The following is a 23,029-nucleotide window of genomic DNA, read 5'->3' as shown; positions in this document are numbered from 1 at the left end:
GCCATGGCTAGCACCTTCGCCGCGGCGTTCGAGATCATAAGCTTCGGCGCGATCATCGTGCTGGTCGTGCTCGGGCTCGGCATCATCGCCAGCATGATGGGCATCTTCAACTTCGCGCAGGGCGAGTTCGTCCTGCTCGGCGCCTATGTCACCTATCTGGCCTATGCCCATGGCGCGCCGGTCTGGGCCGGCATGGTCGCGGCGCCCTTCGTGGTCGGCGCGATCGGCTTCGTGCTGGAGGCGCTGATCATCCGGCGGTTCTACGCCGCGCCGATCGTGGCGATGCTCGGCACCTATGCACTCGGCCTGATCATCCGCGAAAGCGTGCGCGGCCTGATCGGTGGCTTCTATCTCACGGTGCCGGAGCCGATCGGTGGCTCGATCGACCTCGGCTCCGTGCACATCTCGGCCTGGCGCTTCACCATCATCGTGATCACGCTGCTGGTGATGGGCGGCTGCTATCTGCTGCTGGCGCGCACCTCGTTCGGGCTGCGCGTCCGCGCCACGCTGGAGAACCCGGCGCTGGCGCGCGCTTCGGGTATCTCGACGCCGTTGATTTATGGCGCGACGTTTGCGTTCGGGGCCGCGCTCGCAGGTCTCGCCGGCGCGCTGATCGTGCCGGTGTTCAGTCTGTTCGCCGATCTCGGCATCCGCTTCCTGATCCAGGGCTTCGTCGCCGTGATGGTCGGCGGGGTCGGTTCCTTCATCGGCCCGGTCGCCGGCGCCGGCGTGATCGGCACGCTCAGTGCCGCGCTGCCATGGGTGATGTCGCCCGTCGTCGCCGACGTGCTTGTCTTCGTGCTCGCCATCGCCTTCATCAAATTCCGGCCGCAAGGCCTCATTGCTGGGAAAGGGGTCTAGTCAATGTCGATTGAACGCATGAACCTCACACGCCGCCGTTTCATGGGCAATTTCGCCTTCGCGACCGGCGCACTCGCGACCGGGGTCGGCAGTTGGGTGGTCCGGCCAGATTGGGCCAATGCCGCCGAGGGGCCGATCAAGGTCGGCATCGCGACCGACCTGACCGGGCCGATCGCCTATGCCGGCAATGCCGATGCCAACGTCGCCAAGATGGTGATCAAGGAGATCAATGCCGGCGGTGGGCTGCTCGGTCGGCCGCTCGAGCTCTACATCGAGGACACCGCCTCGAACGAATCGGTCGCGGTCGGCAATGTCCGCAAGCTGATCCAGCGCGACAAGGTCGACATGGTGCTCGGTGGCATCACCTCGTCGATGCGCAACGCGATCAAGGACCCGATCGTGGCGCGCGGCAAGACGCTGTACATCTATCCGCAGCTCTACGAGGGCAAGGAGTGCACGCCCTATCTGTTCTGCACTGGACCGACCCCGGCGCAGCAATGCGACACCTTCATTCCATGGCTGATCAAGAACGGCGGCAAGAAGTTCGCGCTGCCGAGCGCCAACTACGTCTGGCCGCACACGCTCAACGTCTACGCCCGCAAGGTGATCGAAGCGAACGGCGGCGAGGTCGTGTTCGAGGAGTATTACCCGCTCGACCAAGTCGACTTCTCGGCGACGGTGAACCGCGTCATCTCCAACAAGGTCGACGTCGTCTTCAACACCGTGATCCCGCCGGGCGTCGGGCCGTTCTTCAAGCAGCTCTATGAAGCGGGCTTCCTCAAGAACGGCGGGCGGCTCGCCTGCGTCTACTATGACGAGAACACGCTCAACATCAATCAGGCCAACGAGATCGAGGGCCTGGCGAGCTGCCTCGATTACTTCAAGGTGCTGACCAAGGAAAACCCGTTCGACGCCAAGATCCAGGCCGCCTACGAGAAGGATTTCCCCGGCAACTTCCTGTTCGCCGCCGGCAGCGCCGCCACCGGAACCTATCGCGGCCTCAAGCTGTGGGAAGCCGCGGTCAAGGAGGCCGGCAAGGTCGACCGGGAATCGGTCGCAGCCGCGCTCGACCACGCCAAGATCGCCGAAGGACCCGGCGGGCCCGCCGAAATGGTGCCGGGCAAGCGTCACTGCAAGATGAAGATGTACACCGCTGTTGCCAAGGGCGGGAACTATGAGATCGTGGCGCGCAGCGACGGTCTCGTTGATCCCAAGGAATGCTGAGCGATCAATGGGTGGAGCAAGAGAGGCCGTCGCGCGCATCGACCAGGGATCGGATGTCGTGACGGGTGAGCATGCACCGGCCGCAAGCGCGCCGGCGGGACGGGCATCGACAGGATGGAAGGTCCTGCCGATCGTGGAAGGGCTGGTGCTGCTGATCGCACTGGTCCTGCCATGGGTGTTGCAGGACTACCTGACGGTGTTCGCAACTCGCGTGGTGATCCTCGCGCTGTTCGCGCTGTCGTTCGACCTGGTGTGGGGCTATGCCGGCATCATGAGCTTCGGCCAGGCACTGTTCTTCGGCGCCGCCGGTTACGGCGTGGCACTTCTGGCACGCGACCTCAACGTCACCTCGATCCTCCTGATCCTGCCCGCCGGCACGCTGATCGGGCTCACCGCATCGCTGCTGCTCGGCGGCTTCCTGCTGCTCGGGCGCTATCCCTCGAGCGTGATCTTCGTCTCGCTCGGAACGCTGACCGGCTCCTATGCCGCGGATCGGCTGGCGCGCGGCTGGTACTATCTCGGCGGCCAGAACGGCATCCCGTCGATCCCGCCGCTCACCCTCGGCAGCTACGAATTCGAGGAAGGCGCGGTCTATTACTACATGGTGCTCGGCATCCTCGTGGTCGCCTATCTGCTCTGCCGCTTCCTGGTCCGCTCGCAATTCGGCCTCGCGCTGGCCGGCCTGCGCGAGAACGAGCCGCGCATCGCTTTCTTCGGCTACAAGACGCAGCATCTGAAGGCGATCATCTTCGCGGTCGGCGGCACCATCGCCGGCCTTGCCGGCAGCCTCTATGCCTTCCACGAAGGCTTCGTCTGGCCCAACATGCTGGGCGTCGTGTTCTCGACCCAGGTCGTGCTCTATGTGCTGTTCGGCGGCTCCGGCACCTTGATCGGCGCTGTCATCGGCACTGTGATCATCGAGGGCGTCTCGTTCTGGCTGTCGGACAATTACCGCGACGTCTGGCCGATCATCCTTGGCGTGCTGCTGCTGCTCGTCATCATGTTCCGCCCGCTCGGGCTGATCTCCTTCGTGCTCGGCGAGCGCGAGCGGGTTGGCAGTTTCGGCAAGGCACCCAACAAGGCGTCAAAGGAGGCCGGCAATGCCGCTCCTTGAGGCGCAAGGGATCAGCAAGGTGTTCGGCAAGCTCACCGCGCTCGACGGCGCGGCGCTCACCGTCGGCGAGAACGAATTTCACGGCCTGATCGGCCCGAACGGCTCGGGCAAGAGCACGCTGATGAAATGCGTCGCCGGGGCCGAGGTGCCGACCACGGGCAAAGTCAGCTTCATCAACACCGACATCACCGCGTTCACGCCGACCGAGCGCGCCCGCGCCGGGATGAGCCTGAAGTTCCAGATCACCTCGGTACTCCCCACGCTGACGCTGTACGACAACATCCTGCTGGCATTGCAGGCGCAGTCCTCGCTGTTCGACCTGGTGCTGTCGCGCACCCGCAGGAAGCTGCACGACCAGGTGATGACGATGCTGACCCAGTTCCGGCTCGCCGATCGCGCGCATGATGCCGCGGCAGCGCTGTCTCATGGCCAGCAGCAATGGCTCGAGATCGCGATGGCGCTCGCCGGCAAGCCGCGGCTGTTGCTGCTCGACGAGCCGACCGGCGGCATGAGCCTCGAGGAGCGCCGCGTCACCGGCGAGCTGTTGCAGCCGATCAAGCAGCATTGTTCGCTCGTCATCGTCGAACACGACCTCGATTTCATCCGCGACATCTGCGATCGCCTCACCGTGCTCGACCAGGGCAAGGTGCTGGCGTCCGGTACGGTCGCGGAGATCCAGGCCAACAAGAACGTCCAGGAGATTTATCTTCGCCGTGCCTGACCAATCCTTCCTCGATATCAGGCATCTCGATGCCGGTTATGGCCGCAGTCAGGTGCTGTTCGATGTCAACATCGGCATCCCCTGGCGCGGCGGTGTCGCCGTGCTCGGCCGCAACGGCGCTGGCAAGACCACGCTGATGAAGACCATCGTCGGCGAACTCGCGAGCTCGCAAGGCGAGTTGTTGTTCGACGGCCGCGACATCACCCGCCGCCGCACCGAGGAGCGCGTGCGTTCCGGCATCGGCTATGTGCCGCAGGAGCATTCGGTGTTCGCGCGACTGTCGGTGCGCGACAACCTCGCGGTCGGCTCGCTGTTCAATGCCGATGCCAGCGCGGTCGATCGGGTGCTCGAGATCTTCCCCAAGCTCGGCCAGCGGCTCGACCAGCCGGCCGGTACGCTGTCCGGCGGCGAGCGCAAGATGCTGGCGATCGGCCGGGCCATGCTCGGCAATCCGAAGCTGCTGCTGCTGGATGAGCCGACCGAAGGCGTCTGGATCGGCGTGATCGAGGAGATCACCGAGCGGCTGACCGAGCTCGCGAAAAGCATCTCGGTCGTGATCGTCGAGCAGCATCTCGATCTCGCGCTGCGCGTCGCCGACTACGCCTATGTGCTCGACCGCGGCCGCGTCGCGCTGCAAGGCGAGGCGGCCAAAGTGCGCAGCGATCCCGAATTGCTGCGCTATCTTGCACCGTAGATCATGATGCGTTTCCATCGAAACGCATCATGATCGCATCTTGGGTTCGCGTGCGGCCTTATGGGCGAATCGCCACCACCTCGATCTCGACCAGGAAGCCCGGATTGGCCAGGCCGGCAACCTGGACCACCGATCGCGACGGCAGGTTCGGCTGCGCCGCGGTGCCGAAGAACTGGGTATAGCCCGCCATGAAGCCGGCAAAGTCCATCTTGCCGCCCTTGGCGGGATCGCCGACCAGGAAGACTTGCATCTTGATGACGTCGCTCATCTTGAGATGGAGGCTTTCGAGCGTGGTGTTGATCGACTTGAACACCGATACGGTTTGAGCCGTGGTGTCGCCATAGGCTGCGACGGAATTCTTGTCAGCCTTCTCGTCGGCAACGCTCGGCACTACGCCGCTAAGGTACACGGTCGTCTTACCTGCCGGAACCTCGACCGCCAGCGAGATCGGAAAGCTTGAATTCGGAATCTTGTGGCGGACGATATCGTCGGCTCTGACGACGGTCGCCTGCGTGGCGAGCAGTATCACGGCGGCGGCCGCGGTGGTGAGTCTCATGTCTCGTTCCTTTTACATGGATTGCCGAATCCTGGTCGGCAGGTTGCTTCAGTCCAGTGTGGAGTAGATGGCGTTTGGCTGGCGGTTCGACTTCACGTCATCGCCGGAGACCTTGTCGGTGTAGCTGTTGCCGAAATTGCTGCGGACATAGTTCACGACCGCCGCGACCTGGTCGTCATCCAGGAAGCCGCCGAAGCCGGGCATGGCTTTCTGCCCGTAGAGAACGAGATAGATCGGATAGCCCGCACTCTCGAGATTCTTGTTGCTGGCAAGCGCGGGATAAGCGCCTGCGCCGACCGCGCCCTTGCCGTTCGGCATATGGCAGCCCTGGCAGATGGTGGCATAGAGCGTCTTGCCATCCTTGGCTGCGAAGTTATTGGCGCCGACCACGCCGGCCGAATCCGCAAGGCCCGTTCGTGCGGGAAAGCTGATCGCCGCCATCACCATGAGGCCGATCGCGAAGCATTGGGGTGCGCGCCGTACTGCGGGGAGATCACGAAGTGATGTGCCGTTGCTCGCCATGTCAGTTTCCTCCAACCGCGCGCTTGTGCAGGCGCTCAATGGCGGAAAGCGAAGACAGGATGGCGCCCTCCTGCCAGGCGTTGACATAGGAGCAATGCTCGCCGGCGAGCACGATGCGGCCATCGATGTCGCACAGGTTCTTGTAGTGGTCGCGCCGCGTATCCTCTTTCCACATCCCGAAGCAACCCAGCGTCCAGGGCACGCGATGCCAGGACACGGCGATGCCGTTGTCGAACTCCTTCGTCATCTGGGGATGCAGCTTGCTGCCATGTTCGAGCGCGCGCTTGACGCGGTCTTCCGGCGCCAGCGCGGTGAACTCGACCCCGGCGACGCCGAACACATAGGCGCCGAGCAACACGCCCTTGCCGGGGCTCAGATAATCCGTGCTGGGGTAGGAGATCTGCCCGATCGGCAGGTCGGTGAAGCTGATGCCGCCATAGATCGCCTCGTCCTGCTCCCAGAAACGGCGCTTGAATTGTAGGCCGACCTTGGTGGACGGCGCGTAGGGCACCGCCTCGATGGCGCTCTGCATCTTGGGCGAGAAGTTGGCCTTGATCTGGCTGAGAACCGAAAGCGGAATCGTGCAGACGCACCAGTCGGCCTTGAGCTTCTGCACCGGGCCGTCGCCCTTTGCGCCGGAATAGCTGACGGTGACGCCGTCATTGCCCTGGGCAATCTCGGTGACCTTGACGTTGAACTTGATGAGATGGCCGACTTTGCTTGCAAAGGCGTCCGCAATCCTCCCCATGCCGCCGACCGGCTGGAACAGGGTCTGTCCATATTCGTAGGAGAGCGGGAAGTTCAGATAACTCCACAGCCGCGATCGCAGGATGTCGTTGCCCGCGATCGGGGTAGACGGCGTCGGTGCGCCGTCGGGGCCGCCGCCGGGATCCTTGTCGTTGCCGCGCAGCGCGCTTGCGGTGGCCGCGCTGTATTTGTAGTTCTTGTCGAGCGCTCCCCAGGTGCGTAGCGCTTCGAGCAGGATTTCCCGGTCTTCCTTGCTCACGGGCTCGTCGAGCTTGTCGGCATTGGCCGCCTTCGCCAGCAACTCCGATGTATAGCCGTTGAAGTCGGACATGATATGGCGCCAGCGTTGCGGCTTGCCGCCAAAGGCGGCGCTGCGATGCAGATAAGCATTGGCGTTGTGTTCGACAAAAGCCTCCAGCTTCACGCCAAGCAGCCCGCAATAGTAAAGCAGGGCGCGGTGATGATAGGGGATGCGCCACGGACCGGGATTGATATAGAGCCCCTTGTCGAAATTGCAGGTTTGCGAGAAGCCACCGAGCTCGGTGTAGGTGTCGCCGCCGCGCAGTGTCCAGCTGCGGCCGCCGGCCCGCTCGCGATATTCCAGCACCGTGACCTTGTAGCCGGCCTTGCTCAATTCGAGCGCGGCCGTCATGCCGGCAAGGCCCGCGCCGAGGACGACGACCGACGCGCCCTTTGGCGCTCCCTGGAGTTTGATCGGATCGGTAAAGTCGGACTCCGCAGCATGTCCAAGACTGCTCATCGCCTGATACAGCACCGCTGTACTCGTGGCGGTGCCGATCATCGACAACAGATTTCTGCGCGTGAAGGGGGATGAATTCCCGCAATCCATTGATTACCTCTCGGATTTTTCGAGGTCAGCACCGCGAGCGTGGACCGTCGCGCAAGCTGTCGCCAAATCCGGATGACGGGCTGAACGTCTGGGAATTTTGCGGAACCCTCGATTGCATTGTTGAGTATCACACCAAGTGCGAGGCTTGGCAATCGGTCGTGGGAGTTCCGCAGTTGTCGTCAGGAATTCTCTGTTGTCGTGTGAATTGGAATCGCCGCGACCGCAATCGCGATGGCGCCATGATGATTCGTAATGCCCTCCAGAATGCATTGGCGATCAAGAGCTCACGAGCAGCATCGTGCGGCCCGCTTTCATTGGCGCTCGACAAGATGCGCGCGCGACGGTCCGGGATCGAACGCGTCGGCGAAGTACTGCGTTTCGTGCGCGACCAGCCCGTCGCGGAATTCCATGATGCTGACCACATAGGATGGCTTGCCGTCATAGGTCAGCACGAATTCGGTGACCCAGAGGTCGCCGCTGCCGATCATGCGCCGGATCGTGAATCGCTTCGTGTTCGGCTGGACCGTCCGGCTCTCCTGGATCTTGCGTCGGCCGCGGATCCGTTCGCCCGATTGCGGATAGTCGAGCACGGCATCCTCCCGGTAGATGTCGTGCTCGCGCTCGAAATCGCTCGCGTCCGAAGCGTCCCAATGGCGCTGCAGCGCCGCTCGCGTGGCTTGATCGTCCATCGCTGCCTCTCACGTCGACATCCCGCTTCATGTCATCGCGGTCCGCGCGCTTGGCAAGGGGGCAAGGGGGATCAACGCGACGCTGACGCCATATCGCCGAGCCTCGAAGAGTCCGATGCTGCCGTGCCGGGCGGTTCCAAGGCTTGATAATCTCCGGCCCTTGGCGCACGCTGACCCGATTGGGCTATGTTTTTGCGAGCCTTGGCGGACTTTGGTCCAACCGGGATGGTGCATGGAACCGTTTGATCAGGAACGGATCACGCGTGCCTTGGCCGCCGCCGCGGTCGATCCCTCGCTTTGGACCGAGGCGCTCGAGACAGCCTCCAAATGCACGGGATCATTTGGCGCCGTCCTGTTCCCGCTGGTTGGGGCGCTGCCGTTCGTCTCGTCCGCCCCTGCGATGGAGAAGAGCTGGAATCTCTACGTCGAGGATGGTTGGATCGATCGGGATGAACGCTACCGCGCGGAGGCCAAGCTGTTGCGCGACGGCGTGGTGACGGATGATGATTGCCTGCCCGCCGAGGTCCGCAAGCGGTCGCCCTACTATCAGGACTTCCTCGGGGCCTGCAATCTGACCGACTGGGCCGGCGTGCGGGTCGGTCGCGGCGAATTCGTCTGGGTGCTGAGTATTCAGCGAACCCGCGACCAGGGGCCGTTTTCCGCGACCGAATTGAGTGGGCTCGCCGCATTGTCGAATACGTTCGACTCGGTTGTCCAGACCGGCGCAGCACTCGGATTGGCCAGGGCGGAGGCCGCGCTCGATGCATTCGATTTTTCCGAGCGCGCCGCGATCCTGCTCGATCGGCGGGGAAGCGCGGTCCGCGCCAATGCCGCGGCCGAGCGCCTGATTGGAGAGGACCTCGGCATATCCGCAGGGCGGATCTTCTGCCAGGATGCCGAAGCCAACGAGCAACTGGCGGGTGCCATCAAGACGCTGCTGTGGAGCCAGACGACTTCGACGGTGCCACCGGTCGTGCTGCCCAAGAGGTCGGGCGGCAAGCTCGTCATCTATCCGATGCGGCTTCCCGGGCTGACGCGTTCTCCGCTGTCAGCATTTCACGGAATCCTGGTCATCTCGGATACCGATGCGCCGTACGCCGCCGCGACGGCAACCTTCAGCGAGGTGTTCGATCTGACGGCCGCCGAGGCGCGCCTTGCGGTGGCAATCGCCACCGGCAAGGACCTCAATTCGTTCTCCGTCGAACGACGGCTCTCGAAGGAGACGGTGCGCAACCAGCTCAAGTCGATCTTCCTGAAGACCGGGACCAACCGCCAGGCGCAACTGGCGGTGATGTTCTCGACCCTCGTCCCGAAGAAGTGAGGTCGTGCGGTGCGCGCCGCGACTACTTCGCCGCCGAGAAGCGGGTGTCGAACGAGTTGGACTGCACCACCGGCGCGGAGCCGGCGAGCTGAGTGCCGGTGCCTGCGGCCGGAGCGGCTGCGGCAGTGTCGGTGACCGATGGCTTCAGCGCCGGCCTGGCGGCCTGCTTCGGTTCAGCCTTCGGTGCGACGCGAACCACGGATTGCGGTTTTGTCTCGGCGACCTTCGGCCTGACCGGCGCGGCGACGACCGGGGCCTGTGGTTGGGGCCTGGTGGCCGGCTGGCTCGCATCGGCGGTGCCGCCGATGCCGACCTTGCGCGCGAAGCTGGAGAGGAAGCCTTCCGACTTGTCAGACGCGTTCGCCGAGGCGACACGGGTGCCGGCCGGCGGGGTGGACGACGGCGCTCTCGCGACCGTGGTCGATGATGTCGTCGCGACCACGGGCTCTTCCTGCTGGACCGCGAGGTTGGGCCGGGGCGGATTGACCGTTCCGGGGATCGTGCCGGGCGCGCGGGCGAGCGACATCGATTGCAGTGCCTGGCTGTCGCCGCCTTCGGAGAGACCGGTGTTTCCTTCCGGAATCTTCGAGGCGAAGATCGCGTTCATGCCGCCGTCGATGCCGGTGTTGAGGCGCGCGACCGGCGTGCCCTTGGCGGCCAGCTTGGCCATCTCGGCGTCGTCGCGCTGTTCCTTCTCGCGCACCGCGCTCGCGATCTCCTCGGGGATCACATAGGCCGGGCACTTCGCCGAGGCATTGAAAACCGGATCGCGGGTCGCGTCTGCCGGCTTCGCTGCGTCGAAGACGTACTTCTTCTCGCAGAAGTCGACCTTCGGCTCCTGCTTCGTCACTTCGAAATGATCATTGCCGACCTTGATCATCTTCCAGAACGGCATGTTCGGGTTGTTGCGGTGCTTGGCCATGTTCACCGCGGTCATCCGGAACGGATAGGCCTGAAACTGGAACGCCTTCTGGCCGCCGAAGAAGGATTCGCGGCCGAGCGAATAGATTTCCGCGATCTGCTCGTCGGTCATCGCGTAGCAGCCGCGCGACGAGCAATCGCCATGCACCATCAGCTCCGAACCGGTGCGGCCGAGCGACTTGTCGAAGGCGTTGGGATAGCCGGTGTTGAACGACAAATAATAGGCCGACTGCGGATTCATCTGGCTGGGGTTGATCGAATAGAACCCTTCGGGCGCCTGGCGATCGCCTTCGCGGACCTTCGGGCCGAGATCGCCCGACCAGCGGCAGATCGGATAGGTCTTGAGCAGCGCGAACTGGCCGGAGCGGGTCTGCTTCCAGACCTCGAGCTCGGCCTCCTGCTTGAACAAGCGGATCAGGATCGGCGACTGCATATCCATGTCCTTTTCGGCCATGGCAGCGACGAGTTTTGGCGGGACCGGCTGGTTGGCCTTGGCGTTCTGGGCGAGCGAGATCTGATCGCTGTCGCAACCGGCGAGCAAGGCACTCGCGGCGAGCATCGCCGAAGTCAGAAGCGCGCGTACGAGCGTGCGATGAGTCAAGTCCGAGCTCCACACCCACCGGGCGATTTTCGCGACCCCAACACGGCGAATATGCCCTGAAGCCATTGTGTAAAATATTAGCCTTCGACGACCCCTGCTCGCAACCTGAACCGGGGCTGACGGCCCTCACGGTAGCAGGCATGGTTCAAGGAACGTTAAAGACCCGGCTCGGGGCCCAATTGCGGCGAAATTGCCCAGTTTGGGCGAAAAATCCGGCGTTTGGGCGCCTCAGCCGAGCTTGCGGCCGATATCCAGGAATTTCTGGCGTCGCTGCTTGCGAATCGCGTCCGGATCAAGATTTCGTAGGTCGTTGAGCGCCTGGGCGACGGCATCGCCGGTGGTCGCGATCATCGCGGCGGGATCGCGATGAGCGCCGCCGGCGGGCTCCTTCAGGACCTGGTCGATCACCCCGAAGCGCAGCATGTCCTGGGCGGTGATCTTCATGCTGTTGGCGGCTTCCTGCGCCTTGCTGCCGTCGCGCCATAGGATCGAGGACGCCGCCTCGGGCGTGATCACGCTGTAGATCGCGTGCTCCATCATCAGCACGCGGTTCGCGGTGGTGATGGCGATGGCGCCGCCCGACATGCCTTCGCCGGTGACGATCGCGACATTGGGCACGCCGAGCGACAGGCAGGCATCGATCGAGCGCGCGATCGCCTCGGCCTGGCCGCGCTCCTCGGCGCCGATGCCGGGATAGGCGCCCGCGGAATCGACGATCGACAGCACCGGGATGCCGAAGCGGTCGGCCATCTCCATCAGGCGCACCGCCTTGCGATAGCCTTCGGGACGCGCCATGCCGAAATTGTGCTTGATACGGCTCTCGGTGGTGCCGCCCTTCTCCTGGCCGACCACGCAGATGCTCTCGCCGCGGAAGCGGCCGAAGCCGCCGATCAGCGCCTCGTCGTCGGCGAATTTGCGGTCGCCGGCCATTGGCGTGAATTCGGTGATCAACGCGCCGACGAAATCGGTGAAATGCGGCCGCTGCGGATGCCGCGCCACCTGCGTCTTCTGCCACGGCGTCAGATTGGCATAGAGCTCGGTGAGCGCCTGCGCCGCCTTGTCCTCGATCCGTGCGACCTCGTCGCCGATATCGCTGCCGCTGGCGGCAAGCGTGCGCAACTCGTCGATCTTGGATTCAAGCTCGGCGACAGGTTTTTCGAAGTCGAGATAGCTGCGCATCGGGTCGGGCATCAACTCAATATAGGGAGGAACGGTGCGAGGGGCGAAGCGGATTCAGCGAATGACAAAGAAGTTTTGTAACTTCAATTGGTTAACGCGCATTCAGGCAGAATGCACGCCTCGGGATCGCAGGCAGGTGACGCTGTTTCTGCGGAGATGGTGCGGAAGTCAAGGCGGATGAGGCGACGGTATCGATGTCCCGACGCGATTGGGGTACGCCGGATTTACTTCTCGGCCAGCGGATGCAGGTCGCGGACCATGCTCTTCAGCCGCTCCTCGACCACATGAGTGTAGATCTGGGTGGTCGAGATGTCGGTGTGACCGAGCAGGGTCTGCACGATGCGCAGGTCCGCGCCATTATGCAGCAGGTGGCTGGCGAAGGCGTGACGCAGCACATGCGGCGAGACCAGCCGCGGCGCGAGGCCGGAGGCGCTCGCGAGCTCCTTGAGATCGCGGGCGAAATGCTGCCGGGTCAGATGGCCGCTCTCGCCGGAGGAGGGAAACAGCCATTTCGACGGCGCGGCCTTCTTCGCCTTCGGCGTCATCACCTCCAGCGCCGCGAGGTAATCCGCCATCGCCTGGCGCGAGGCATCGTTCAGCGGCACCAGCCGCTCCTTGTTGCCCTTGCCGCGCACCACGATCATCCGCGCGTCGCGCCGCGCTGCCGAGACCGGCAGCGACACCAGCTCGGAGACGCGCAGCCCGGTGGCGTAGAGTACCTCGAGCAGGCAGTGCAGCCGCAGCGCACGCAACCGCTGCGCTGGCGAGACGTCGGTCTGGGTCAGTTGCTTGGCGCGGGTCAGCATGCGGTCGACGTCGGCGATGGAGAGCACCTTCGGCAGGCCACGGCCGCGCTTCGGCCCGGACAGGATCGCGGCCGGATCGTCGGTGCGGATCCGTTCGTTGAGCAGGAAACGATACAGATGCCGCATCGCCGACAGCCGCCGCGCCACGCTGGTCGACTTGAAACCCCTGGTATCGAGGTCGGCGAGATAGCCGCGCAGGGCCTCAGTGTCGGCGCCGGTGAAATCGGCGCCCGCACGGGCGAGATAATCGGAGAAATCGGTGAGGTCGCGCCGGTAGGCGTCGAGTGTGTTGGCGCCGGCGCCCTGTTCCGCGGCGAGCATGTCGAGGAACAGCGCGGTCAATCTGGCGTCGGAGGACTTCGGCTGCGCGGTCCTGGCCGGAGCCGTTGCGGGGGTCTTGCGGGCGATCTGGGTGGTGATCTTGGCGGATGCGGTCATGCCAAGACTCATAGCGCCTATTTCTTGAGGAACTTATCCGGTGGGATGGTCACGGTCATTTCCCGCGGCTTCGGATGCACGAAATTCGCCAGCGCGAAGACGATGCCGTAGCCGATCCCGAAAATCACGGCGACGACCGTCAGGAAGCGGAACAGGCTGGGCATGGAAGCGACTCGGGCGGCGAATTAACCAATGAAATCATCCAACATGTTCCCCGCGCGGTTGCAAGAGTCGCTGGTAACGGTATCGCCGGGGGTAGTATAGGTGGCTCGAATTCTGAACAATTCGTCCCAATATCCGAGCTTTTTGATGTCCGACGCGGCCGTACCCGCACCCACCCACCCGACCCTGGAGGCCGACATCGCGGCCGCGCTGGGGACGCGGTCGATCGTGCTGGTCGGCATGATGGGGGCCGGCAAGTCGACCATCGGCCGGCGGATGGCAGCGCGGCTCAAGCTGCCGTTCACCGATGCCGACACCGAGATCGAGACCGCGGCGGATATGACGATCCCGGAGATATTCGAGACCCATGGCGAGCCGTATTTCCGCGACGGCGAGGCGCGCGTGATCGCGCGCATCCTCGACAGCGGCCCGGTCGTGCTGGCGACCGGCGGCGGCGCCTTCATGCGCGAGGAGACCCGCAACCGGATCCGCGAGCGGGCGATCTCGATCTGGCTCAAGGCCGACAGCGAGATCATCATGCGCCGGGTCCGCCGCCGCGCCGATCGGCCGCTGCTACAGACCGCCGACCCCGAGGCGACGGTGATCCGGCTGCTCGGCGAGCGCGAGCCGATCTACAGCAACGCGGATCTGACGATCGCTTCGCGCGACGTGCCGCACGACCGCATCGTCGACGAATGTCTCGAGGCCCTGCATGCGCATCTGTGCGGCGTGCGTCCGGCCGAAGAACCACCATCTGATGGAATGAACACGACCTCATGACTGCGCCCTTGAAACACCCTGCTTCCGTTACCGTCGATGTCGCGCTCGGCGACCGCGCCTACGACATCGTCATTGGCCGCGACGTGTTGCAGTCCCTCGGCGCGCGCGTCGCGGCGCTGCGGCCCGGCGCGCGCACCGCCATTGTCACCGACCGAACCGTCGCCAGGCACTGGCTGGAGCCGACCGAGGCGTCGCTCGCATCGGCAGGCGTGCCGACGTCGCGGATCGTCGTCGGGGAGGGTGAGGGCTCGAAGAGCTACGCCACGCTGACAGAGGTCAGCGAGGCGCTGATCGCGGCGAAGATCGAGCGCAACGACCTGGTGATCGCGCTCGGTGGCGGCGTGGTCGGCGATCTCGCAGGCTTCGCGGCCGCGATCCTGCGCCGCGGCGTCGACTTCGTGCAGGTGCCGACCTCGCTGCTGGCGCAGGTCGATTCCTCGGTCGGCGGCAAGACCGGCATCAATTCGCCGCAAGGCAAGAACCTGATCGGCGCGTTCCACCAGCCGGTGCTTGTGATCGCCGATACCTCCGTGCTCGATACGCTGTCGCCGCGCCAGTTCCGCGCCGGCTACGCCGAGGTCGCGAAATACGGCATTCTTGGTGACGAAGCGTTCTTCGCCTGGCTCGAGACCAACCACGCCGACATCTTCGCCGGCGGCGCCGGACGCGAGCACGCCATCGCGACCTCGTGCCGCGCCAAGGCCGGTGTCGTCTCCCGCGACGAGCGCGAGACCGGCGAGCGTGCGCTGCTCAATCTCGGCCACACTTTCGGCCATTCGCTGGAGGCCGCGACCGGCTTCTCGGACCGGCTGTTTCATGGTGAGGCCGTTTCGGTCGGCATGGTGCTCGCCGCCGAATTCTCCGCGCAACTCGGCATGATCTCGACCGATGATGCAGCCCGCATCGCGCGTCATCTTTCCGCGGTAGGATTGCCAACGCGCCTGCAGGATATCGCAGGCTTCACGCAGGAGGGGCTCGCCGATGCCGACGCGCTGCTGGCGCTGATGGCGCAGGACAAGAAGGTCAAGCGCGGCAAGCTCACCTTCATCCTGCTGGAGGCCGTCGGCCGCGCCGTGATCGCCAACAATGTCGAGCCGCAGCCGGTGCGCGACTTCCTGCAGCGCAAGCTTGATCAACGCTAGGGCATGATGTGGAGCCGGCGGACCGTATTGGCGAAAGGTCGAGGCCGGCTCTGCAAGACGTGCTCGCAAGGTTCGGGTGAACGAAGTTGGACTGGATAACCCTTTCCATCGTCATTGGCTGTCTGCTGGTCTCCGCCTTCTTCTCGGCGAGCGAGACCGCGCTGACGGGCGCCTCGCGCGCCAGCATGATGCGGCTGTCGAAGCAAGGCAATGGCGAGGCGACGGTCGTTTCCAGCCTGATGGCGATGCGCGAGCGGATGATCGGCGCGCTGCTGCTCGGCAACAACATCGCCAATATCGGCGCCTCCGCGCTTGCGACCGGCATCTTCACCGCGTGGTTCGGCGACGTCGGCGTGCTCTATGCCACCGGCGTGATGACGGTGCTGGTGGTGATCTTCGCGGAAGTGCTGCCGAAGACCGTGGCGATCAACGCGCCGGAGCGGGTGTCGCTGCTGGTGGCGCGGCCGATGCGGCTTACGGTGCTGGTGCTCGGTCCGCTGCTGACCGTGATCGAGGTCATCGTTCGCGCCCTGATGAGGCTGCTCGGCATCAAGGTCGGGGCGCATCAGGCGGTGCTGTCGCCGACCGAGCGCCTGCGCGGCGCGGTCGATCTGCTGCATCACGAAGGCAAGGTCGAGAAGCAGGACCGCGACATGCTCGGCGGGCTGTTGGACCTGAGCGAACTGCAAGTGTCGGACGTGATGGTCCATCGCACCGAGATGACCACGGTCAACGCCGACCTGCCGCCCGAGGAGTTGGTGCGCGAGGTGCTGGCGAGCGAATACACCCGCATTCCGCTGTGGCGGGAGAAGCCGGAGAACATCGTCGGCGTGCTGCACGCCAAGGACCTGCTGCGCGCGATCCGCGCCAACGAGGGCGACATGTCCGCGATCGATGCGTCGGCGATCGCACTGCCGCCCTGGTTCGTGCCGGAGATGCGTCCGGTCTCCGAGCAGCTGAAAGCGTTCCGTCGCCGCAAGACCCATTTCGCCCTCGTGGTCGACGAGTATGGCGAGGTCGAAGGCATGGTGACGCTGGAGGACATCCTGGAGGAGATCGTCGGCGACATCTCCGACGAGCACGACGTCGTCGTCGCCGGTGTCCGCGCCCAGCCGGATGGTTCGGTGGTGGTCGATGGTTCGGTGCCGATCCGCGATCTCAACCGCGCGATGGACTGGCACCTGCCCGACGAGGAGGCGACCACCGTCGCCGGGCTCGTGATCCATGAGGCGCGCTCGATCCCCGATCGCGGCCAGAGCTTCACCTTCCACGGCTTCCGTTTCCGCGTGCTCCGCCGCGAGCGCAACCGCATCACCGCGCTGCGCATCGTCGCGGTTCCGCGCGAGGCGGCCGAACTCGACGAGCGGAAGCCGAAGCGGGCGGGGACGGCGTTTTAGAGCCCCGTTCCGATGGAATCGGAACAGAGCTCTAGGTTCTTGTGTTGACGCGTTTTCTTCACGCGAACCGGTATCCACTTCGCTCGAAAACGCTCTAGTTTGCGCGAACCGTCTGCCGGCACCGTCACCCCCGCGCAAAGGCTCCGCCTTTGTCGCTGGAGGAGCGCGCCTTGCGCGTCTCGAAGGGTCGACGGCCCGACTGGTGGCCGTGCATCGTTCGAGACGCCGCTTCGCGGCCCTCAGGATGACGGGTCTGATAGGCGGCGTCGGCCGCTGCTAATGGATGTCGATCGCGATGCCGGACAGCTTCCACGCGCCGTCGGAGGAAATGAAGCCGAGTTGATAGTTCACCTGCTTGGGCGTGGTGTCGAAATGGCCGTTCAGCCGCAACACGCCCTTCTCGTCTATCTTGGCGTCCTGATCGAGGACGATCGGCTTGGCGACCACGGCATCGAACACCGCGTGCTTGTCGACCAGATCCTTGAAGATGGTCTTCAGCTTGTCGGGCGAAAACTGGTCGCGGAACGGCTTCGAGATCTTGGTGTGAAATACCGTGAAATTGTTCGCGGCCACCGCATCGTTGAGCGAGACCAGGATGCTCTTGATCAACACTTCCTGGACGAACGGGCTCGGCATGTCGAGAGCCGCGGCCGGGCGCATCGCGCAGATCAGCAGCAGGCCGACGGCGGTGATGGTCGACCGGAAGCGCGGCCAGCAAGGGATCATGAACGGCCCATCCAAATCGGCGGCGATACCAAGCGCAATGTCCTGCTCATATCTGAAGCAGGTCGATCGCCAGGGTGCTCGTCTCAATATCGGAAAACCGGCGTGGCGTCTTGCGGCAAGCACGGACTAGCGCGGCTTTTCCCCGGGGGCGTGTGCGTGGATCGCCAACGCATGCACCGAGCCGGCGAGTTCCTGCGCCAGTGTCGCATTAATCGTGCGATGGCGTTCGATCCGGCTCTTCCCTTCGAAGGCCGGAGACACAATATATACCCTGAAATGTGTCTCCCCGCCTGGCCTGTGGCCGGCGTGGCCTTCATGCAGATGTGACTCGTCGATCACGTCGAGGCTTTCCGGCAAGAAAGCTTCACGCAACTTGTTTATGATAACGTCTCTGGTGCTCATGGCGGCGGAGTTAGGTTCGCGGCGGCTTTTCGTCAATGGTGCAAGCGGGAAACAAGGTCTGCGCAATGTCAAGACTTGAAGAATTGTGCATTGCGTAGTCAAAGAGAACATGCCGATCGATTCATCAAAATTCTTCGACTCCATTCGCATCAAGCCGACCAAGGTCAGTGCGAAGCGCCAGGCGCAGGCTGGCGAGCAGGCTGTGACCTGCGAGTGGGCGGGTTGCCAGAACAAGGGCGCGCACCGCGCCCCGAAGGGCCGCGAGAATTCGCGCGAGTATTGGCACTTCTGCCTCGATCACGTCCGCGAATACAACCAGTCGTACAATTTCTTCCAGGGTATGAATCCTGACGACGTCGCGCGCTACCAGAAGGATGCGCTGACCGGTCACCGTCCGACCTGGAAGATGGGCGCCAACAACGGCAAGAAGGAGAGCGGTCTCGATGCCGCCTCCGATCCGTTCCATGTCTTCTCCGAACTCAACGGCCGCGGCCGCTGGCGTCCGGGACCTGGTGGCGCGGAGCCCAAGCCCGAGACCCGCAAGGTCATGAACGCCGAGCGCAAGGCGCTGCTGGTGATGGGGCTCGGTGCCGGGGCGACGCTCGAAGACGTCAAGTCGAAATACAAGGCGCTGGTGAAGCAGCACCATCCCGACGCCAATGGCGGCGACCGCTCCACCGAGGATCGCCTGATCGAGATCATCAAAGCGTATAATTATCTGAAGACCGTGGTGCGCGAGGCCTGAGTTCGCACTTCCGTCGCCCCTGCGTTCGCAGGGACGACGGCGGAGTTTGTGGCTCCGCCGTCGCATGTTTTCCGCTGTTTCAGCCTTTCGGCACTGCCCCGACATAGGACGAGCTCGGCCGGATCAGCCGCCCGGTGCGGCGCTGCTCGAGCGCGTGCGCGGTCCAGCCGGCGGCGCGGGCCACGGCGAAGATCGGCGTGAACGCCTGTCGTGGGATCTTCAGGGCGTCGAGCAGGATCGCGGTGAAGAACTCGACATTGGTCTCGAGCGGCCGCTCCGGATTCTTCTTCCGCAACGCCTCGCGGATATAGGCTTCGACCTCGCCGGCGAACGGCAGGTCGGCACCACTGGCTTCCAGTCGCTCGATTGCGACCTTCAGCACGTCGGCCCGCGGGTCGCGCACGCGATAGACGCGGTGGCCGAAGCCCATCAGCCGTTCGCCATGCGCCAGCGCGCCGTCGACCCAGGGCTTGATGCGTTCCCGCGTGCCGATCGCGTCCAGCATCTCCAGCACCGGCTCCGGCGCGCCGCCATGCAACGGGCCGGTCAGCGCGCAATAACCTCCGGTGATGGCCGCGAACAGGTCGGCCTGCGTCGAGGCGATCACCCGCGTGGTGAAGGTCGATGCATTCATGCCGTGATCGCAGACCGTGACGAAATAAGCATCGAGCGCGGCAGCTTCGCGCGGCTCGGCCGTGTGACCCAGCAGCATCCGCAGCGTATCGGCGGCGTGGCTCGCATTCGCCTCCGGCGCGATCGGATCATGCCCCCTGGCGCGCTGGACCAGGGCGCCGGCGATCACCGGGAAGGCGCCGACAATGGTCGCCTCGTGCTCCAGCCCGTTCTCGCCGCGCAGTCCCGCGATGGCGGCACGGAAGCCGTCGACGATCGACATGCCGCGGGTCGCCGGCAGCAGGTCCGGCAGCCGGGCGAAGGCGCGTTCGCGGGCGGCCCCGAGGCTGGCGCGGACATTGGCTTCGCTCAGCGACTTGCCGGTGGCGCCGTTCCACAGCCGCGCGGTAACGCCCTCGAAGCTCGACTTGCCTGCGAGGTTGGCGACGTGCTCGCCGGCGATGATCAGTTCGCCGCGCTCGCCGTCGACATGGCTCAACACGGTCTCGGCGGCGGGAACGCCGTCCAGACCGATCTGGCTCTTGGTGAGAATCATGTTCATGGCCCGATCTCCTTGCTTCACACCGCAAAGGTCGGGCCCCTCGACGAGTTGATCAATCTTGATTATATCAATCAATATGAAAAAATCCGCCGAGCTTTACCTCTCTGCCCGAGAAGCCGCCGCCGAGCTCGCGATCTCGCCGGCGACCCTCTATGCCTATGTCAGCCGCGGGTTGATCCGCTCCGAGCCGTCGCCGGATTCGCGCAGCCACCGCTACCGTGCCGAGGACATCAGGGGCCTGAAGGAGCGCCGTGTACCGTCGCCGGAACCGCGCGGGTTCCGCAATTTCGACGCCGAACTGCCGGTGATGGATTCGGCGATCGCCACCATCACCGAGCAAGGCCCGATCTATCGCGGTGTGAACTGCGTCGATCTCGCTGAACGGGATACGCTGGAGCACACCGCGACGCTGCTGTGGGACGTCACCGGCGTCGATCCGTTCGCCTCCGACAATTGTCCGCACGTCTCCGATGAAATGCGCGCGATCGCGGAGGCGGCGCGGCGGGCGCAGCCGATCGACCGCACCGTCGCCGTGCTGGCGCTGGCGGCAAGTGCCGATCCCGGCGCCTTCACCCGCGCGCCCGACGGCCGCGCCATGGTTGGCGGGCGGATCTTGCGGCTGCTGGTCGCGACCATGCTCAACGCCGTGCCGTCGGCCGAACCGCTGCATCAGCAGGTGGCGCGGGTGTGGGCGGCCGACAACAAGCATGCGCCCGACCTGATCCGCCGCGCACTGGTGCTGCTCGCCGATCATGAATTGAATGCCTCCACCTTCACCGCGCGTTGCGCGGCATCGACCGGGCTCAATCTGTACGACGCGGTGATCGCAGGCCTCGTCGCGCTGAAAGGGCCGATGCACGGCGGCGCCGGCGTGCTCGCCTCGCGCCTGGTCAAGACGATGCTCGACAACGACGTAGCGCCTGTGGTCCGCGAGCGCGTCGCGCTTGGTGAGCGCTTCGCCGGCTTCGGCCACGGCGTCTACAAGAAGGGCGATCCGCGCGCGATCTCGCTGCTCGAGGCGCTGACGCGGGCCGGTGCGCCGCGCAAATTCACCCGGGAGGTGCCGGAGCGGATCGCGGAGGCGACCGGCGAGTTCGTCAACATCGATTACGCGCTGGCGGTGCTGGTGCATGCGCTGCGGATGCCGGCAGGCAGCGAGCTCGCGCTGTTCGCGATGGCCCGCAGCGTCGGATGGATCGCGCATGCCAGCGAGCAGCTCGCGCTCGGCAGGCTGATCAGGCCTCGTGCCCGCTATGTCGGTCCGGCGCCGGGGCGGGCCGGCGCGACCAACAGCATCTAGCTATTTCGTCGGCTTGGCGGTTTCGATCAGGCCGCCGCCATGCCGGCGGCGGATGGTCCAGACCGCGAGCGCCAGGATCACGGCACAGCCCGCCACCGCGAACATCCACAGGTGCTTGCCGACATGCTCGTGGTGCGGCAGGCCGGCATAGTCATGCAGCGCGGTGACCGCGAGCACGCCGGGCAGCACATGCGCCGGCGCCCAGAGCAGGATCGCGGGGATGTTGACCGCGTAGAAGCGCTGTGGCGGCATGTCGAGCGCGCCCGCCGTGAGCGGTACGAAGGCACGGATCGGCGGCACGAAGCGGGCGAAGAACACCGCCAGCACGCCCCAGCGGTTGAAGAAGGCCTCGCTCTGCGCCACCACCCGCGGATAATTGGACAGCGGCCAGGCCGACAGGATCTCGCGCTGGCTGCGATAGCCGATCAGGTAGGCGGTGCCGTCACCGAGCATTGCACCGGCGGCCGCGGCGGCCAGCACCGGCCACAGCTTCAATTCGCCGCCGGGCACCAGCGCGCTCAGCGCCAGGATGATGGTCGAGCCCGGCACCAGCGAGCCGACCACCGGAACGGCCTCCAGCAGGGCAGCCAGAAACAGCGTCAGATAGGCGAGCCAGGCATGGGCCGAAACGAATGTGATCAGGGGATCGAGGAATGAAGTCACAAGATTCCTGTGGCGGCGTGCGTGTGGGTGTCAGACCTAACAACTCGGGTCAGGGGTGAAAAGTGCCTGGTTCCGGTCAGGCGTCGGCGTCGATCGGACAAAAGTACGGCGCGATTCGCAGGGCAGCCCTCCAAAAACCGAACGCCGGCCCTATCTTCATGATAGAACAACGGAACTTTGATTGGCCCTCGGGCTTCTGCCGACCGTTGCTCTCTGCTAGGCTGGCGTTTAGCACCCAATCCGCAGCCAAACGATCAATCTGGTTTCGGGAATGCCCGGGACCTCGGAGGATGAATGACGACCGCCGTCCAGACCAAGAATCAGGAACCCGTCGGCTTGCCCGACATGAAGGTGTCGGTCCGGCAGGTGTTCGGGATCGATAGCGACCTGGAAGTTCCCGCCTATTCCGAAGTCGACCCGCACGTGCCGGAGGTCGACAGCGACTATCGCTTCGACCGCGCCACCACGCTCGCGATCCTCGCCGGCTTCGCCAAGAACCGCCGCGTGATGGTCACCGGCTATCACGGCACCGGCAAGTCGACTCATATCGAGCAGGTCGCGGCCCGGCTCAACTGGCCTTGCGTCCGCGTCAACCTCGACAGCCACATCAGCCGTATCGACCTCGTCGGCAAGGACGCGATCGTGGTCAAGGATGGCAAGCAGGTCACCGAATTCCGCGACGGCATCCTGCCTTGGGCGTTGCAGCACAATATCGCGCTTGTGTTCGACGAGTATGACGCCGGCCGCCCGGACGTGATGTTCGTGATCCAGCGCGTGCTGGAAGTCTCCGGCCGCCTAACGCTGCTCGACCAGAACAAGGTGATCAAGCCGCATCCGGCGTTCCGCCTGTTCTCGACCGCCAACACGGTCGGCCTCGGCGACACCTCGGGCCTCTATCACGGCACCCAGCAGATCAACCAGGGCCAGATGGACCGCTGGTCGATCGTGACCACGTTGAACTACCTCGCTCATGACGAGGAAGTGGAGATCGTGCTGGCCAAGGCGAAGCACTATCGCACCCAGGAAGGCCGCGACATCGTCAACAAGATGGTGCGGCTCGCGGATCTGACCCGCAACGCCTTCGCCAATGGCGATCTGTCGACGGTGATGAGCCCGCGCACGGTGATTACCTGGGCCGAGAACGCCGATATCTTCAGCGACATCGGCTTCGCGTTCCGCGTCACCTTCCTCAACAAGTGCGACGAGCTGGAGCGGCCGCTCGTGGCCGAGTTCTACCAGCGCTGCTTCAACGTCGAGCTGCCGGAATCCTCGGTCAACGTGGCGCTCAGCTAGT

The 23,029-nt window shown here is 64.7% G+C and carries 24 protein-coding genes; 12 read left to right on the top strand and 12 right to left on the bottom strand.

The genetic code is table 11. The features are described from left to right. The first annotated feature begins 3 nt into the window (after positions 1 to 3). From B2W55_RS13560 to B2W55_RS13540, 5 genes are read left to right on the top strand one after another with little or no spacing between them, the layout of a single operon-like run. Complete coding sequence (locus tag B2W55_RS13560) at positions 4 to 861, top strand: branched-chain amino acid ABC transporter permease (RefSeq protein WP_024581977.1); 858 nt, start codon at positions 4 to 6, stop codon at positions 859 to 861. A 3-nt stretch (positions 862 to 864) separates the two neighbouring features. After that, positions 865 to 2,085, top strand: coding sequence for a substrate-binding protein (locus tag B2W55_RS13555; protein WP_024581978.1), 1,221 nt, complete (start codon positions 865 to 867; stop codon positions 2,083 to 2,085). A gap of 7 nt (positions 2,086 to 2,092) precedes the next feature. Next, positions 2,093 to 3,199, top strand: coding sequence for a branched-chain amino acid ABC transporter permease (locus B2W55_RS13550; RefSeq protein ID WP_024581979.1), 1,107 nt, complete (start codon positions 2,093 to 2,095; stop codon positions 3,197 to 3,199). Beyond that, the gene (locus B2W55_RS13545; protein WP_024581980.1) at positions 3,186 to 3,920 is read left to right on the top strand and encodes an ABC transporter ATP-binding protein; all 735 of its coding nucleotides are present in this window, start codon (positions 3,186 to 3,188) and stop codon (positions 3,918 to 3,920) included. Before B2W55_RS13550 ends, B2W55_RS13545 begins: the two co-directional genes overlap by 14 nt. Beyond that, positions 3,913 to 4,614 (top strand): ABC transporter ATP-binding protein, encoded by a 702-nt coding sequence (locus B2W55_RS13540; RefSeq protein WP_024581981.1) that lies wholly within the window; start codon positions 3,913 to 3,915, stop codon positions 4,612 to 4,614. Before B2W55_RS13545 ends, B2W55_RS13540 begins: the two co-directional genes overlap by 8 nt. Before the next feature lie 58 nt (positions 4,615 to 4,672). On the opposite strand, the gene B2W55_RS13535 is transcribed toward B2W55_RS13540, so the two are convergent. From B2W55_RS13535 to B2W55_RS13520, 4 genes are all read right to left on the bottom strand, one after another. After that, positions 4,673 to 5,170: a RidA family protein gene (locus B2W55_RS13535; protein WP_024581982.1), complete on the bottom strand. Its 498-nt coding sequence runs from the start codon at positions 5,168 to 5,170 to the stop codon at positions 4,673 to 4,675. Positions 5,171 to 5,218: 48 nt separating this feature from the next. Then, positions 5,219 to 5,692: a c-type cytochrome gene (locus B2W55_RS13530; RefSeq protein WP_080890908.1), complete on the bottom strand. Its 474-nt coding sequence runs from the start codon at positions 5,690 to 5,692 to the stop codon at positions 5,219 to 5,221. 1 nt (position 5,693) lies between these two features. Continuing rightward, complete coding sequence (locus tag B2W55_RS13525) at positions 5,694 to 7,241, bottom strand: flavin monoamine oxidase family protein (RefSeq protein WP_244442226.1); 1,548 nt, start codon at positions 7,239 to 7,241, stop codon at positions 5,694 to 5,696. A 359-nt stretch (positions 7,242 to 7,600) separates the two neighbouring features. Further along, positions 7,601 to 7,978: a nuclear transport factor 2 family protein gene (locus B2W55_RS13520; protein WP_024581985.1), complete on the bottom strand. Its 378-nt coding sequence runs from the start codon at positions 7,976 to 7,978 to the stop codon at positions 7,601 to 7,603. Between the two features lie 160 nt (positions 7,979 to 8,138). Here B2W55_RS13520 and B2W55_RS13515 point away from each other — a divergent pair, with 160 nt between their 5' ends. Next, the gene (locus B2W55_RS13515) at positions 8,139 to 9,299 is read left to right on the top strand and encodes a helix-turn-helix transcriptional regulator (RefSeq protein WP_245438869.1); all 1,161 of its coding nucleotides are present in this window, start codon (positions 8,139 to 8,141) and stop codon (positions 9,297 to 9,299) included. A gap of 22 nt (positions 9,300 to 9,321) precedes the next feature. Here the strand turns inward: B2W55_RS13515 and B2W55_RS13510 are convergent, their stop codons facing one another. From B2W55_RS13510 to B2W55_RS13495, 4 genes are all read right to left on the bottom strand, one after another. Then, the gene (locus B2W55_RS13510; RefSeq protein ID WP_024581987.1) at positions 9,322 to 10,821 is read right to left on the bottom strand and encodes a L,D-transpeptidase family protein; all 1,500 of its coding nucleotides are present in this window, start codon (positions 10,819 to 10,821) and stop codon (positions 9,322 to 9,324) included. A 228-nt stretch (positions 10,822 to 11,049) separates the two neighbouring features. Next, complete coding sequence (locus B2W55_RS13505; RefSeq protein WP_024581988.1) at positions 11,050 to 12,012, bottom strand: acetyl-CoA carboxylase carboxyltransferase subunit alpha; 963 nt, start codon at positions 12,010 to 12,012, stop codon at positions 11,050 to 11,052. Between the two features lie 212 nt (positions 12,013 to 12,224). Then, positions 12,225 to 13,244: a site-specific tyrosine recombinase XerD gene (gene xerD / locus B2W55_RS13500; protein ID WP_080890915.1), complete on the bottom strand. Its 1,020-nt coding sequence runs from the start codon at positions 13,242 to 13,244 to the stop codon at positions 12,225 to 12,227. Positions 13,245 to 13,261: 17 nt separating this feature from the next. Beyond that, positions 13,262 to 13,408, bottom strand: a complete 147-nt coding sequence (locus B2W55_RS13495) for a hypothetical protein (RefSeq protein WP_016843561.1) — start codon at positions 13,406 to 13,408, stop codon at positions 13,262 to 13,264. A 145-nt stretch (positions 13,409 to 13,553) separates the two neighbouring features. Between B2W55_RS13495 and B2W55_RS13490 the strand changes: the two genes are divergently transcribed. From B2W55_RS13490 to B2W55_RS13480, 3 genes are all read left to right on the top strand, one after another. Continuing rightward, complete coding sequence (locus tag B2W55_RS13490; RefSeq protein WP_024581990.1) at positions 13,554 to 14,186, top strand: shikimate kinase; 633 nt, start codon at positions 13,554 to 13,556, stop codon at positions 14,184 to 14,186. Continuing rightward, a complete protein-coding gene (gene aroB / locus B2W55_RS13485) occupies positions 14,183 to 15,328 on the top strand; it encodes a 3-dehydroquinate synthase (RefSeq protein WP_024581991.1) in 1,146 nt (381 codons plus the stop codon). The genes B2W55_RS13490 and aroB overlap by 4 nt, the downstream gene beginning before the upstream one ends. A gap of 86 nt (positions 15,329 to 15,414) precedes the next feature. Next, complete coding sequence (locus B2W55_RS13480; protein ID WP_024581992.1) at positions 15,415 to 16,725, top strand: HlyC/CorC family transporter; 1,311 nt, start codon at positions 15,415 to 15,417, stop codon at positions 16,723 to 16,725. 276 nt (positions 16,726 to 17,001) lie between these two features. Here B2W55_RS13480 and B2W55_RS13475 read toward each other — a convergent pair whose 3' ends face one another. Beyond that, on the bottom strand, positions 17,002 to 17,451 hold the full coding sequence (locus B2W55_RS13475; protein WP_024581993.1) for a hypothetical protein: 450 nt from the start codon (positions 17,449 to 17,451) through the stop codon (positions 17,002 to 17,004). Positions 17,452 to 17,577: 126 nt separating this feature from the next. Continuing rightward, positions 17,578 to 17,853, bottom strand: a complete 276-nt coding sequence (locus B2W55_RS13470) for a BolA family protein (protein WP_024581994.1) — start codon at positions 17,851 to 17,853, stop codon at positions 17,578 to 17,580. 109 nt (positions 17,854 to 17,962) lie between these two features. Between B2W55_RS13470 and B2W55_RS13465 the strand changes: the two genes are divergently transcribed. Then, positions 17,963 to 18,598, top strand: a complete 636-nt coding sequence (locus tag B2W55_RS13465) for a J domain-containing protein (RefSeq protein ID WP_021082239.1) — start codon at positions 17,963 to 17,965, stop codon at positions 18,596 to 18,598. A gap of 79 nt (positions 18,599 to 18,677) precedes the next feature. Here B2W55_RS13465 and B2W55_RS13460 read toward each other — a convergent pair whose 3' ends face one another. Beyond that, positions 18,678 to 19,772: a citrate synthase/methylcitrate synthase gene (locus tag B2W55_RS13460; protein ID WP_024581995.1), complete on the bottom strand. Its 1,095-nt coding sequence runs from the start codon at positions 19,770 to 19,772 to the stop codon at positions 18,678 to 18,680. 76 nt (positions 19,773 to 19,848) lie between these two features. Between B2W55_RS13460 and B2W55_RS13455 the strand changes: the two genes are divergently transcribed. Further along, positions 19,849 to 21,072: a citrate/2-methylcitrate synthase gene (locus B2W55_RS13455; protein ID WP_024581996.1), complete on the top strand. Its 1,224-nt coding sequence runs from the start codon at positions 19,849 to 19,851 to the stop codon at positions 21,070 to 21,072. Here B2W55_RS13455 and B2W55_RS13450 read toward each other — a convergent pair whose 3' ends face one another. Then, positions 21,073 to 21,735, bottom strand: a complete 663-nt coding sequence (locus tag B2W55_RS13450) for a DedA family protein (protein WP_024581997.1) — start codon at positions 21,733 to 21,735, stop codon at positions 21,073 to 21,075. A 294-nt stretch (positions 21,736 to 22,029) separates the two neighbouring features. Between B2W55_RS13450 and cobS the strand changes: the two genes are divergently transcribed. Further along, positions 22,030 to 23,028: a cobaltochelatase subunit CobS gene (cobS, locus tag B2W55_RS13445; RefSeq protein WP_024581998.1), complete on the top strand. Its 999-nt coding sequence runs from the start codon at positions 22,030 to 22,032 to the stop codon at positions 23,026 to 23,028. Position 23,029 lies beyond the last annotated feature (1 nt).

Origin of the sequence: Bradyrhizobium sp. UBA2491, assembly GCF_002341725.1 — a bacterium.
Taxonomy (GTDB): Bacteria; Pseudomonadota; Alphaproteobacteria; order Rhizobiales; family Xanthobacteraceae; genus Bradyrhizobium.
This window is presented reverse-complemented; position numbering and strand designations above follow the sequence as displayed.